At 53.6% G+C, this 13,672-nt stretch carries 12 protein-coding genes, 1 tRNA gene and 1 pseudogene; 11 read left to right on the top strand and 3 right to left on the bottom strand.

Going from position 1 to position 13,672, the window contains the following annotated elements; all coding sequences use genetic code 11:
• Positions 1-245: 245 nt before the first annotated feature.
• Positions 246-1,025, bottom strand: coding sequence for an MOSC domain-containing protein (locus tag I5192_RS03780; protein ID WP_223117788.1), 780 nt, complete (start codon positions 1,023-1,025; stop codon positions 246-248).
• 399 nt (positions 1,026-1,424) lie between these two features.
• Here I5192_RS03780 and I5192_RS03775 point away from each other — a divergent pair, with 399 nt between their 5' ends.
• The 10 genes from I5192_RS03775 (at position 1,425) to I5192_RS03730 (ending at position 11,913) form a co-directional block, all read left to right on the top strand.
• The gene (locus I5192_RS03775; protein WP_223117787.1) at positions 1,425-2,744 is read left to right on the top strand and encodes an ABC transporter substrate-binding protein; all 1,320 of its coding nucleotides are present in this window, start codon (positions 1,425-1,427) and stop codon (positions 2,742-2,744) included.
• Positions 2,745-2,823: 79 nt separating this feature from the next.
• On the top strand, positions 2,824-3,771 hold the full coding sequence (locus I5192_RS03770) for a carbohydrate ABC transporter permease (protein ID WP_170403466.1): 948 nt from the start codon (positions 2,824-2,826) through the stop codon (positions 3,769-3,771).
• A complete protein-coding gene (locus I5192_RS03765; RefSeq protein ID WP_010442361.1) occupies positions 3,768-4,706 on the top strand; it encodes a carbohydrate ABC transporter permease in 939 nt (312 codons plus the stop codon). Before I5192_RS03770 ends, I5192_RS03765 begins: the two co-directional genes overlap by 4 nt.
• Positions 4,703-4,891, top strand: coding sequence for a hypothetical protein (locus I5192_RS03760; protein WP_170399676.1), 189 nt, complete (start codon positions 4,703-4,705; stop codon positions 4,889-4,891). Before I5192_RS03765 ends, I5192_RS03760 begins: the two co-directional genes overlap by 4 nt.
• Before the next feature lie 2 nt (positions 4,892-4,893).
• Positions 4,894-5,991, top strand: a complete 1,098-nt coding sequence (locus tag I5192_RS03755) for an ABC transporter ATP-binding protein (protein ID WP_170734706.1) — start codon at positions 4,894-4,896, stop codon at positions 5,989-5,991.
• Complete coding sequence (locus tag I5192_RS03750) at positions 5,984-6,976, top strand: ABC transporter ATP-binding protein (protein ID WP_170403462.1); 993 nt, start codon at positions 5,984-5,986, stop codon at positions 6,974-6,976. Before I5192_RS03755 ends, I5192_RS03750 begins: the two co-directional genes overlap by 8 nt.
• An 11-nt stretch (positions 6,977-6,987) precedes the next feature.
• On the top strand, positions 6,988-8,610 hold the full coding sequence (locus tag I5192_RS03745) for a dihydroxyacetone kinase subunit DhaK (RefSeq protein ID WP_170626548.1): 1,623 nt from the start codon (positions 6,988-6,990) through the stop codon (positions 8,608-8,610).
• Positions 8,611-8,617: 7 nt separating this feature from the next.
• Positions 8,618-9,676: a LacI family DNA-binding transcriptional regulator gene (locus I5192_RS03740; RefSeq protein ID WP_170567733.1), complete on the top strand. Its 1,059-nt coding sequence runs from the start codon at positions 8,618-8,620 to the stop codon at positions 9,674-9,676.
• A 27-nt stretch (positions 9,677-9,703) separates the two neighbouring features.
• Positions 9,704-10,759: a sugar phosphate isomerase/epimerase gene (locus tag I5192_RS03735; RefSeq protein WP_170819498.1), complete on the top strand. Its 1,056-nt coding sequence runs from the start codon at positions 9,704-9,706 to the stop codon at positions 10,757-10,759.
• Positions 10,759-11,913 carry a Gfo/Idh/MocA family protein gene (locus I5192_RS03730; RefSeq protein ID WP_170598749.1) on the top strand — a complete coding sequence of 385 codons (1,155 nt, stop codon included), beginning with the start codon at positions 10,759-10,761 and terminating at the stop codon, positions 11,911-11,913. The genes I5192_RS03735 and I5192_RS03730 overlap by 1 nt, the downstream gene beginning before the upstream one ends.
• 88 nt (positions 11,914-12,001) lie before the next feature.
• Here I5192_RS03730 and I5192_RS03725 read toward each other — a convergent pair.
• A pseudogene (locus I5192_RS03725) lies at positions 12,002-12,709 on the bottom strand (IS6 family transposase).
• A gap of 82 nt (positions 12,710-12,791) precedes the next feature.
• On the opposite strand from I5192_RS03725, the gene I5192_RS03720 reads away from it, so the two are divergent.
• The gene (locus I5192_RS03720) at positions 12,792-13,037 is read left to right on the top strand and encodes a hypothetical protein (protein WP_223117786.1); all 246 of its coding nucleotides are present in this window, start codon (positions 12,792-12,794) and stop codon (positions 13,035-13,037) included.
• Positions 13,038-13,413: 376 nt separating this feature from the next.
• Here the strand turns inward: I5192_RS03720 and I5192_RS03715 are convergent.
• Positions 13,414-13,503 (bottom strand) — tRNA-Ser (locus I5192_RS03715).
• Between the last annotated feature and the right edge of the window lie 169 nt (positions 13,504-13,672).

Below are 13,672 nucleotides of genomic sequence, written 5' to 3'. Positions count from 1 at the left end.
ATTGCAGCCCGGTGAACGCCGGATTTTTGCAATGCAGTTTTGGGACAGAGGAGGTCCTACTCAGCGCGGTACAAGACAGGCCCTCCTAAGTTCAAAAAGTCGTAGCAGAATTTCTCATTGCGAAGCGAAATGATGTAACGCCTCAAATGGCAGAAATCGCCGCTTTGCTGAGAGTAGACACAAATCATTTGAGAGAACGCGGGACAAACCGCACGGGGTTGCTACTTTGGCGGTGTGAGTAACATTCAATTTAAGATTTCCCCAGTTTGGCCGACTCTCAACGTTCCGCCTTTAGCAACCTCAACATAGACACCCATGTCCGAATGACCCATCAACACCCGAATTTGATAGGGTATCTTCATGTCCCGCTCGGCCGTTTCCGGGTTCACTTCAGTGGCTGCACACCTTTTCGTACGTGAAAGTATCTTTAACTCAACATCGCCAAATCTGAAAACTGATCCAGCTTCATCCAACTCAGAAAACGGAGGTAAACCGTCCATCTCGATATTCGCCCGGAAGCGCGCTGGGTGGATTTCTGCGTTCAGTTTTTCACCCAACTTTTCCACAGACGCCAAATTTAAAACGGATATCGCGTTCATCATTTTGGGTGATACGACAGACACATCTGTAAACCGATGAGGAGCCGACGAAACGAATATTGGCGGTTCGGGATCTTTTAAGCCAATCTCTGAAGAAAGGAAATTTGACGCATTTTTCCGATCTTCTGCAGCTTGCATGTTAAAGCTGTGTGTTTTGCCGCTCGCTTTGATCACAAGATTTTGGGTCTCAATATCAAAATTCGTCTTAACACCTGCCAGAGCAGCCTCATTTAATAGAACAACAAAGCGATCTTTCGGCAGAGGCTGAGGGTTCTGTGCGTTAAATCCGGAGTTGTAGCGCGCGAACCCGAAAAGGCGATCACCTGGAATCCCCTCCCCTGCTCGCAGCGTCACGGTTTGCATAGGCTCGGCACTCAATCCTTTAATTGGATAGCGGTTCAATCTGACGATAGTGAGTGTGTTCATACGTCTGCACCTGACCAAACAAGTTATACACGTCCCCGAGTGGTCCGCGCTATTCGACGCTACCTCCAATTCTCAAAGGTATCGACCAAATAATCTGTGAGTGCTTCAGCAGAGGGTTCGCTAAACGCGTTGGCCGCATGATGGCCGCGATTGTAGGCTGTGCCAATTTTAGTCGATAGAGCCATTTAATACCTCGCTGACGAGAATAGATGCGTATCAAGAAAAATAAACAAATTCTCATATAATCAACGACTAAGAAGCAAATTGAACGTTCCTCTCCGCCTTTTTGAGGTACGAACCTCAAATATTTCTGGACTTGAGGTGCGTACCTCAAATAGCCTTATAGACATGCCGCGATTCGCACATCCTCGAATGACGGTGCAAAAAAGGGAGGAATGGATGACTTACACAAAACTGGCTTCGGCCAGCGCAATAGTCCTTGCCGCTACTACTCTTTCTACCAAGGCAAATGCTGAAGACCTGACGCTCTGTTGGGCTGCATGGGACCCGGCCAACGCGCTTGTTGAGCTATCAAAAGAATTCGAAGCAGAATCCGGCCACACGATGAACTTCGAATTTGTTCCCTGGCCAAACTTTGCCGACCGGATGCTGAACGAGCTGAACTCCGGCGGGAAGCTCTGCGACCTGTTGATCGGAGATAGTCAGTGGATCGGCGGGGGCGCTGAAAACGGTCATTATGTAAAACTGAATGATTTCTTCGATGCCGAGAGTATCAGCATGGACGATTTCGCGCCGGCAACGGTTTACGCCTATTCGACATGGCCTAAAGGTACTCCGAACTTCTACGCATTGCCCGCAATGGGGGATGCAAACGGCTGGTTCTATCGCAAGGACTGGTTCGAGAATCCGGACATCCAAGCTGCGTACAAGGAAGCAACAGGGCAAGATTTGCGTGAACCTCAGTCTCAGAAAGAATTGCTGCAAATCGCGCAGTTTTTCCAGGGTCGTGAGATCGATGGAAAGACGGTCTACGGTGCGGCGATCTTTACTGAGCGTGGGTCCGAAGGGATCACCATGGGTGTGACCGGAGCGCTCTATCCGTGGGGCTTCAAATATGAAAACACACCAGGATCCTACGATATGGAGGGTGCCGTAAACTCGCCCGAAGCAGTCGAAGCGCTAGAGTTTTACAAAGAATTCTACAAAACAGCGACACCCCCAGGATACACAAACTCCTACATGGGCGAGAGCTTGGACGCCTTTAAGTCCGGTCAGGTCGCCATGGCTATGAACTGGTTTGCGTTCTTCCCGGGTCTCTATGCCGATCCCAATACCGGTGGTGACAAGATCGACTTCTTCGTCAACCCACCACAAAATCAGGCAGGCTCGACACTGGGCGGACAAGGTATCTCTGTTGTCAGCTACTCTGACAAACAGGACGCCGCGCTTGAGTACATTAAGTGGTTCGCGCAGCCAGAAGTTCAGGCCAAATGGTGGGAACTAGGCGGCTACTCGGCACATAATTCGGTGCTGGAAGATCCTGGTTTCGTAGACAGCCAACCGTTCGCCGGTGACTTCCTGGAAGCAATGGCCGGGGTGCAGGATTTCTGGCAAGAGCCTGCCTACGCGGAACTGCTGCTGGCAATGCAGAAGCGCATCCACGACTACGTGGTTGCCGACCAAGGCACAGCTCAAGAAGCGCTTGATCTTCTGATCGAAGATTGGACGGAAGTCTTCGAAGACGAAGGCAAGCTTTAGTCCGGACACAGGCAGGAGCGGGTGCAAACCCGCTCTACCTTCACCCGTGAGTCCTAAACCAACAAGAACTGGCAAAGAGATGTCTGACAGGACCGTAGATCGCGTTGCGCAGGCAACGCCCGAGCGAGTTGCGCGAAAAATTCGGGGGTTATCCGACCGCGCGATCGCCTGGATATTCATCTCCCCAACGATATTTCTACTGCTGGCGATCAATATCTTCCCTTTGATCTGGACCATCCAACTGAGCTTTACCAACTACAAGGCCAACCGGATCGGGCGCGAGGTCAAAGATGTCGGGTTCAGGAATTACGAGCGCATCCTGACAGACTCGGACACATGGCTGAACATGCAGGCGACGGCGCATTTCCTGTTCTGGACGATTTTTTTTCAAGTCCTGATCGGATTTACTCTGGCGTGGTTGATCAACAAGAAATTCAAGGGCAATGATCTTTGGACCACGATCATCGTGCTGCCGATGATGTTGTCGCCTGCCGTCGTCGGGAACTTCTGGAAGTTTCTCTATCAGCCCCAGATCGGTCTGTTTAACTACATCGTATCGTGGTTTACCGGCAAAGACCCGTCGAGCTTTGAGATGCTCGGGTCCGTAACGCTGGCGCCCTGGTCCATCGTGATTGTCGACACCTGGATGTGGACCCCCTTCGTGATGCTCATCTGTCTGGCCGGGCTGCGCAGTATTCCCGATTACATCTACGAGGCAGCTGAGATCGACAGGGCCAGCAAGCTGCGCCAGTTCTTTACGATTACCATCCCGATGGTCCTGCCATTCCTCATGTTGGCGGTGCTGTTTAGAGGGATCGAGAACTTCAAGATGTTCGATCTGGTGGTGCAACTGACGGGCGGCGGGCCAGGGTCTGTTACGGAGCTGACCTCCATCAATTTGAAGCGCGAAGCCTTTGAGAAATGGCGCACGGGTTATGCCTCGGCCTATGCGATCATCCTTTTCGTCACCGTGTTCGGCCTCGCGTCGATCTACGTCAAAGCCCTGAACAAGGTGAAACAGAGATGAGCAGTTTTTCCGTCACCGAACCTTCGAACCGTTCAAAGTGGATCGCCGGGTTTCTGGTTATCACCTATGCGCTGATCACGATGATCCCGCTGGTTTGGATTTTGCTAACTGGCTTCAAGTCTCCAGCCGATGCGATCAGCTACCCACCCAAGGTTGTCTTTGATCCAACGCTTGAAGGCTATGTCAATCTCTTCACCACTCGCACACGGCAGACGCAGGAGTTCCTGGAAGCCAACCCGCCACAGAACTGGGCCGATGAGATCGTCCGGCAATATGACATGGTTATTGTCGGGCCATCCAAGTTTGGCGAGCGTTTTATGAATTCGGTGATCATCGGGTTTGGATCGACGTTTCTAAGCATCTTCCTTGGCACCTTGGCTGCTTATGCATTCAGCCGTTTCAAGGTGCCGCTCAAGGACGACCTTCTGTTCTTCATCCTCAGTACGAGAATGATGCCCCCGGTTGCCGTTGCGATCCCAATCTTCCTGATGTTCAGAAACCTCGGTCTAAGCGACACGCATTTGGGGATGATCCTTCTCTATACGGGTGTGAACATCTCGTTGGCTGTTTGGCTGCTGAAAGGGTTCATCGACGAAATCCCGCGAGAGTATGAGGAAGCGGCACTAATAGACGGCTACACCCGGTTTCAGGCGTTTTACAAAGTTGTACTGCCGCAGGCTGCGACGGGTATCGCTTCGACAGCGATCTTCTGCCTTATCTTTGCATGGAACGAGTATGCGTTTGCCGTGTTGCTGACATCCGCGAATGCGCAGACCGCGCCGCCCTTTATTCCCACCATCATCGGGATCGGTGGGCTGGATTGGCCTGCAGTTGCGGCTGGTGCCACGATCTTCCTGATTCCGGTCATGATTTTCACCATCCTGATGCGCAAACACCTGCTGCGCGGGATCACATTCGGAGCGGTGCGCAAATGAGCGAGTTTCTATCAGGATTAATGCGTTTTCGCCGAGGCCCATGGGAGATGGTCGCGACCATCCTCATCGCGGTCGGCGTATTTATGCTGATGCAACCGTTCGTCCTTTGGGCGTTCACTTATTCCTTCATCGTTACGCTGATCGGAACTGTCATGTTCATCATCGTCAGCCATTTTCCGGAGTAGAAATGGCCCAGATCGTTGTCAAAAACGTAAAGAAGATGTTCGGCGATTTCACCGCTGTGCGGGAAAGCTCGTTCACGATTGAAGATGGTGAATTCTTCATGCTGCTTGGTCCATCGGGCTGCGGCAAAACGACGACACTGCGGATGATCGCAGGCTTGGAACTTCCAACATCGGGTGAGATCTATCTCGACGGCGAAGAAATCAGCCAGCGACCCCCATCAGAGCGAGACATTGCATTCGTGTTCCAGATGTTTGCGCTGTATCCCCACATGAACGTGCGCAAAAATATCAGCTACCCCCTGATATCGCAGGGCATGCCGCGTGCTGCTGTAAAAGCCAAAGTAGAAGAAGTCGCGGGAATTCTGGGGATCAACGACATCCTCGATAGCCCGGTAGGTGGACTGTCAGGTGGCGACCGGCAGCGCGTGGCACTGGGCCGCGCGATCGTTCGCGAACCCAAGGCATTCATGATGGACGAACCGTTGGGTGCCTTAGATGCCGAGTTTCGAGAACACATGGCCGAAGAGTTACGCGCGCTTCATGACCGTATGGGCGCAACCACTGTTTACGTGACACACGACCAGTTGGAAGCCATGCAAATGGGCGACAAGATCGTAGTGATGAACAACGCTGTGATTGAGCAATTCGGCACACCTCAGGAAATCTACGACAAACCAGCCACAATGTTCGTTGCAGATTTTATCGGGTCCCCTTCCATGAACTTCCTGCCGTTTCAAGGAAAGGTCGCGCCTGACTCGGAAATGGTTCGACTAAATGGCCATGACGAAGCCGTGCCCAAACTGATGGAGGGGGCGGAAGGTGACTTAGTTTTTGGGGTTCGCCCTGAGCATGTTTTTCTATCGGATGCGAGCGCCTACAGAGCCAAGGTTCTGGCGACAGAATATTTGGGAACCACCCAGATCGTGACGCTGCAAAGCCCGAACGGAGAGCTGAAAGCCCGGATTGATGCGCGCGAAGTCGTAAATCCCGGCGAGACGGTGGGGTTAGAGTTCCGCTCACCCTCAGTAACACTGTTTGAAAAGGCCACCGGACGCGCGTTGAGGTCCGCTCTGAACGACGAGGTACTAAGTAATGGCTGAAGTCGTTTTAGAGAATATCTCGAAGTCATTCGGCAATCTAAAGGCGGTGGATGATATCTCAATGACGATCCCCAACGGCGCCTTTGTGGTGCTATTGGGTCCAACGGGCGCGGGAAAGACAACGACGCTGAGATTGATATCCGGACTTGAGAAACTGGATTCTGGAACCGTTCGCATTGCTGGACGGGATGTTGGAATAGAAACGCCAGCCCAGCGCGATGTGGCTATGGTTTTCCAGCAATACTCACTGTACCCGCATATGACAGTGCGGGAGAACCTGTCTTTTCCTCTGAGGTCGCCGATCCTGAAGACGCCAGAGGATGAGATCAAGAGGAAGGTTAACGAAGTTGCGGACATCCTCCAGATTCCGCACAAGTTGAACAACAAAGCGACTGAACTGTCTGGCGGTGAAATGCAGCGCGTTTCAATTGGACGAGCGCTGGTGCGAGACCCCCAGATATTTCTGATGGATGAACCCCTCAGCTCTTTGGACGCCAAGCTTCGGGCGGATTTGCGGGTCGAATTAAAAAGAATTCAGGCGGATCTGGGATCGACCTTGCTATACGTGACCCATGATCAAGTCGAAGCCATGACAATGGCGACGCATATCGGCGTTTTGGAGAACGGCAGGCTGGTTCAGTACGGAACACCCCGGGACATCTATGAAAACCCCGGTAGCGTTTATGTCGCCAGCCGGTTGGGACTGCCGCGGATCAACATTCTGCCTTCCGAGCTGTTCGGAGGCAATCACAAAGGTCCGCAAATAGGTCTTCGCCCGGAAAACATCATCGAAGGAGAAGGCAGCGAAGCGCGGGTAATACGCGCAGAGCATCTGGGGGATCAAACGCGGCTACACCTGGACCTGAACGGTCACCCGGTTGTGACCTTGATTGATGTACATCAGGATTATCCATCTGGAAAACTTATAAAAATCCGCCCACACAACCCGTTGTATTTTGACGCGTCCGGCGCGCGCGTGAATTAAGGAGCAAAAGCATGGCCCAGTTCCTCAACACAAAAGAAACTTTGGTTACAGAGGCCATAGACGGTCTTCTGGCGTCTTCCGGAGGGCAACTGACCCGGTTGGACGGTTACCCGCACATCAAGGTTGTTTACAGGTCGGATTGGGACAAGTCGAAGGTCGCCCTGGTTTCTGGCGGGGGGTCTGGTCACGAACCCGCCCATGCAGGTTTTGTTGGCGCCGGTATGCTGACAGCCGCAGTGTGCGGGGAAGTGTTTGCATCCCCGTCAGTCGAGGCGGTTCTGGCGGGCATTCTTGCGGTCACGGGTGAGGCTGGGTGCCTGCTTATCGTCAAAAATTACACCGGTGATCGGTTGAACTTTGGACTGGCAGCTGAACGCGCCCGTGCATTGGGCCGCAAGGTAGAGATGGTCGTTGTCGACGATGACATCGCCCTGCCCGATCTTCCGCAACCACGTGGCGTGGCGGGTACGTTGTTCGTTCACAAAATCGCCGGAGCGCTTGCTGAAGACGGTGCTGACCTAGACACCGTTACAAATGCTGCAAGAAGCACCATTGCGAAGGTTGTCAGCATCGGTATGAGCTTGGACACCTGTACCGTTCCGGGATCTCCAAAAGAAGACCGGATCGCCCCCGGGAAAGCAGAGCTTGGCTTGGGTATTCATGGCGAGCCCGGTGTACAGCAAGTCGAGTTCTCAAATGCTGTATCGGCTATGTCCACAGTGGTGGAGAAGCTGAAGCAAAGGGTGGGGTCCGGGGATTGCGTGGCGTTGGTCAACAACCTGGGTTCTACAACTCCGCTAGAAATGGCTGTCCTTACGCATGCGTTGTCCGAAACTGGTTTTGCCCACCATATCATTGGCCCGGCACCCATGATGACGTCGCTGGATATGCACGGGTTTTCGGTTTCCATTCTGCCTGTGGATCAGGACGATTTGTCAGCCCTTGAAACACCCGTTGATCTGGCCGCATGGCCCGGGGTCGATTCCATCGGCCCGATCAAAGTGGCCCCATTGCCTGATGGCCTGACCCCTATCGATCCAATTCCTTCGAACAATCCCACCACAAGGGAAACGATCACCCGGTTGTCTGAACTGCTCATCAACGCGGAGAAGAACCTCAACGAACTGGACGCGAAATCTGGAGATGGCGATACAGGAAGCACATTGGCGACTGCCGCAAGAGCATTGCAAGGTAGCCTTGACCGCATGCCGCTTGCTGATCTGACACAACTGTTTCCGGCGTTGGGCAATGAGTTAAGTCAGACAATGGGTGGTTCTTCCGGCGTGATACTCGCAATCTTCTTCAACGCAGCTGGAGATGCCTGTGCGAGCGGAGCATCGGTACCGAAATCTCTCGTCGAAGGACTGAATCGCGTCAGCCAGGTTGGGGGTGCCAAGGTCGGTGACAGGACAATGATTGACGCCCTGGCACCGGCACTTGCCGCGCTGCCATCTGGTCTGACGCACGCGGCCGAGGCTGCCCGCAAAGGCGCGAACAACACCGCAAATATTCGACGTGCTAAGGCAGGCCGCGCAGCCTATGTTCCCGAAGAAAACCTTGTTGGACATAACGATCCCGGCGCTGAGGCTGTTGCTTTGTTGTTTGAAGGCTTAGCGCGGGAGATTGAGGGCTGAAGAACACGTGGAAGACCAAAAACAAAAACTAGAATTGGTGAAAAAGCCAACCGTTAATGACATCGCGCGCGTTGCGGGTGTTAGCCTAGCGACTGTTGACCGGGTCTTGAACAGACGCCCCGGCGTGCGGGCGGTGACCGTACAGAAAGTACAAAAGGCGATTGATGAGCTGGGGTATGTGCGCGACACGGCCGCGGCCAACCTTGCGCGTAACCGAGTTTACAACTTCCTCTTTGTTCTGCCGGACACGGACAACGAGTTTGTGGAGGCAATCAGCAGTCAGATCGCAGAACAATCACGCGACCAATTTATCGAACGGACTCGCATTGCAATAAAGAAGGTTGCTCCGTTTGAGCCCCAAGATATCGTCAACATTCTGGATGCTGTAGACAGTTTGGATGTAGACGGAGTCGCCGTTTTCGGGCCCGAAACGCCTTCTGTCCGGGATGCTGTTAAAAGGCTCAGGGACAAAGGCGTTCCGGTTGTTGCCCTGGTGTCTGACTTGCCGAGTTCTGAACGAGACCACTTTGTCGGTATTGATAACGTTTCGGCAGGACGAACCGCCGCTCAGCTAATGGGGCGATTTGTGCATCGTGACGGCAAGGTCTTGGTACTTACAGGATCCCGTTTGGCACGTGACCACCTCGAACGACGTCAAGGCTTTGACCTTGTTGTGGCTGAGGAATTTCCGCACCTCGAAGTCGTAGCATCAGTCGAGGGCCGAGATGACCCGGATCTGATTTACAGGATGATGCCCGAAATATTTGAAACCTATCCAGATCTGGTCGGAATATACTCGTCAGCAGCGGGTAACGCAGGCCTGATTCAATTCCTTTCAGAAAACAAGCTCAGCGAAGATCTGGTGATCATAGCTCATGAGCTTACACCGCTCAGTCGTGAGGCGCTCACGCTCGGTACATTTGACGCTCTGATCTCGCAAGACACTGGGCACATTGTACGTTCAGCCGTCCGCCTGCTGCGCGCGACTTCGGATAAGGTTCCGTTCAACAAAGCGCAGGAACGTATCCGCATCGACATCTATCTGAAGGAAAATTTACCGCCATAGAGGCTCAGGTTTTGGGGAGGAGATTTTATGAAGACGATCAAAGGTCCAGCTTTGTTTCTTGCGCAATTTGCGGGGGACGAAGCGCCGTTCAATTCGTGGGACGCGATCACTAAATGGGCAGCTGACTGTGGATACAAAGGCGTTCAGGTGCCCAGTTGGGACGGCCGGCTGTTCGACCTGGAACAGGCCGCGTCCAGCACCGGTTACTGCGATGACTTCAAAGGAAAAGCCAGGGACAATGGTGTCGAAGTTACTGAACTTTCAACGCACCTTCAGGGCCAGCTTGTGGCCGTTCACCCGGCCTATGACAGTGCATTTGACGGCTTTGCGGCCGAAAGCGTCAGAGGGAACCCGAAAGCCCGGCAAGAATGGGCAGTAGACCAGGTCAAGAAAGCGCTATCAGCTTCGAAAAACTTGGGTATTTCTGCACATGCGACATTCTCGGGCGCGTTGGCATGGCCTTATGTCTATCCTTGGCCGCAGCGCCCCGCCGGCTTGATTGAAACGGCGTTTGATGAGCTTGCGCGTCGTTGGGTGCCAATCCTTGATCACGCCGAAGACTGCGGCGTTGATGTATGCTACGAAATCCACCCCGGAGAGGACCTCCACGATGGTGTGACGTACGAGATGTTTCTGGAACGGACGGGAAATCACCCACGGGCCTGCATGCTATACGACCCGTCGCACTACGTGCTGCAATGCCTCGACTATCTGGACAATATCGACATCTACAAAGATCGGATCCGGATGTTCCATGTCAAAGATGCCGAGTTCAACCCAACCGGGCGGCAAGGTGTTTATTCCGGGTATCAAAGCTGGGTTGATCGGGCTGGGCGGTTCCGGTCGCTTGGTGATGGCCAAGTGGATTTCGGTGCGGTCTTCTCAAAAATGGCGGCGAATGACTTTGATGGTTGGGCTGTGGTCGAATGGGAATGCTGTCTCAAACACCCCGAGGATGGCGCGCGTGAAGGCGCTCAGTTTGTGTCAGATCACATCATCCGTGTGACCGAGAAAGCCTTTGATGATTTCGCTGATAGTGGCGCCGACGAAGCCGCCAATCGGAAAATGCTGGGGATTGAGTGATGGTCACAGGACGCAGTGAAGAAACATCAGGACGCATTCGGCTTGGCATGGTTGGCGGCGGAAACGACGCCTTCATAGGGGGTGTTCATCGCATAGCTGCACGACTGGACGACAAGTTCGAGCTGGTCGCCGGTGCTTTGTCTTCGACGCCAGAGAAATCCATGGAAAGTGGGCAGGCATTGGGGCTCGAACGGGTCTATGAAGACTTCAAACAAATGGCAATCAGGGAAGCTCGGTTGAAATCTGGAATCGAGGCGGTCTCAATCGTCACGCCAAATCACGTTCACTATGCAGCCGCGCGTGAGTTCCTGAAGCGCGGTATTCATGTCATTTGTGACAAGCCACTCACCTCGACTCTTGCCGATGCAAAAAAACTGGTCAAAGCAGCAGAAAGCGCGAATGCCCTATTCATTTTGACCCACAATTACACGGGCTATCCGTTGGTTCGGCAGGCGCGTGAAATGGTCGCTAACGGAGATATTGGCAAGATCCGCGTGGTTCAGGTCGAATACCCTCAGGACTGGCTGACCGAGCAGCAGGATTTCAAACAGGCTGAGTGGCGAACCGATCCCGAACGCTCGGGCGCGGGTGGATCAACCGGTGACATCGGAACTCACGCTTACAACCTTGCTTGTTTTGTAACCGGGCTGACGGCGGAAAGCTTGGCGGCGGACTTGCAGGCCTTTGTGCCGGGGCGAAAAGTCGATGACAACGCGCACGTGTTGCTTCGCTTCGAAGGCGGAGCGCGGGGTATGCTGTGGTCTTCTCAGGTGGCTCCCGGCAATGAAAACGCACTTCGTTTGCGCGTCTATGGTGAGAAAGGTGGGTTGGAGTGGTCTCAGGAAGATCCCAACTACCTTTGGTTCACGCCATACAATGAACCCAAGCGGCTGATCACCCGAAATGGAGCTGGAGCGGGCGATGCTGCCAATCGGTTGAGTAGGGTCCCTCCGGGCCATCCAGAGGGATATCTTGAAGGTTTCGCCAATATCTATGGAGAGGCTGCTGAGGCAATCCAAGCTTTCCGAGGCGGGATTTCACCTGATACTTCGGTTGTCTATCCAACGGTCCATGATGGACTCAATGGTGTAAAGTTTGTAGCCGCATGCGTGCAAAGCTCTTCAAGGAATGCGGCTTGGGTCAAGTTAGAGTAAAGTCTGGCTGTGGGAAAAGAGCGGACATCTTAGAGGGTGCTGTCAAACGAATTCGAACCAGTCTCAGTTTGCGGCGGAAACCGCGAAACTATCCGGAACAAAGTTGACGCCACTCGCTAAGAGCGGCCGCGCGGGTCAGCTTGAAGGTGTCTCGACTGGCTAGCGATCTTTCCTGGTTGAAGTGGTTGTAAACAGAGGAATGGACGGAGGCGAATTTCTGCAAACTTCGCATCCGCCTGAAACGCTGCATCGCGCGTTCGCGTCGTCGAAACGGCAGGTGCGAATTCTCGATACGGTTGTTGAGCCACCCGCCCGTCTGTTGCTTTTCAAGCGCGCCCATTTCTCTGAGCGCAGCCTTGTAGGAAGCGAAGCGATCTGTGACGATCTATTCGGCGCAACCGTGCCGCTTCATCATTTTCCTGAGGAATTTCAGTGCTGCAGCTTTGTTTCGGCGCTTCGTGACAACGGCTTCCAGCACCTCGTCTTCGTGATCAACAGCCCGCCAAAGATAATGCCGCTTACCATTCACCTTCACGAAAACCTCGTCCGCGTGCCACTTCCATCTGGAGTATGCTCTCAATTGCTGAACACGCTTTCTTCGGATCTCAGAGGCAAACATCGGACCGAACCTGTTCCAACAGTAGCAGTCGGTTTCGTGGCTCACGTCGATGCCTCGCTCGTGCAACAAGTCTTCGACATTCCGAAGCGAGAGCGGGAAGCGGATGTACAGCGTTACCGCAAGACGGATGATATCGGGACTGGTTTTGAAGTATTTGAAAGAGGCAGGTCTGGTCATGGGCAAAAGCTATGCAACACCCCTGCCCCGCTCAAGACACGTTCTTCTGACAAGACCCCAACCCGATCCCCGCCTCCGGTCCATGTTGATCCGCGCCCATGGCTGGACCCACGATCTGAAGTCCGGAGTTCAACTGATGGAAGTTGCGCGGCGTGAAAGCGTCCCCGGCGCTTTCATCCTTGCCCGTGCCCAGCTCGCGTTTCTCTCACCGAAGATTCAGGCCGCGATACTCGACGGCACCCAGCCGCCTGAACTTACACTCAAGCGTCTGGTCAGCGTGACCCACCCACTTGATTGGTCCGAACAGGAACGCCTGTTCGGCTTCTGACATCTCCAGATCCTGCGTCACTGATACAGACTTCGCCCTCCCTGATCCGGCGGAACAATTCCCTGTTCGCACGAGAAAATTCCCTGCTCCACCTTTTAGGGAATTTGCAACATTAACCCCCTGTAAAACATTCAGTTCTGACAGGTGAAATTACTGAACTCAGTCCCGTTTTGCGAAATTTCCCTGTAAACTTCCGGGTATCAGGGAAATCCCGCCCAAAGCGATCCCACCAAAATGCGGCACTGAGACTGGGGCCTGAATCGTGATCCGAGTGTACGATCTGCTCCGTCTCTGATTGAAAGTGCATGCGTCAACTCGCGGGAATTGCGGCACAATTCCGGGTCAAAAAACACAACTGAAGTGAGACAGGTATGAGTGGCGGGGAGACAGGGATTCGAACCCTGGGAACGCTCTCACGTTCAACGGTTTTCAAGACCGCCGCATTCGACCACTCTGCCACCTCCCCGCGTGAGGCTGGGTCTATGACGAGTTGAGCGCGGAGGCAAGCCATAAAGCGGGAAATCTTGCCGAAGCGAATGTAGCAGTCTTTCCATGGCCCGATGCCCGCGCTATGATCTGCGGGAAAGACCGCACAAGACTGGCAACAAGAACCAGCAATGACGCGGTGGGGCGCG

The organism is Ruegeria sp. SCSIO 43209 (assembly GCF_019904295.1).
GTDB lineage: Bacteria > Pseudomonadota > Alphaproteobacteria > Rhodobacterales > Rhodobacteraceae > Ruegeria.
Note: the sequence above shows the minus strand (reverse complement) of the source record. Positions and strands in the feature narration are given on the sequence as shown.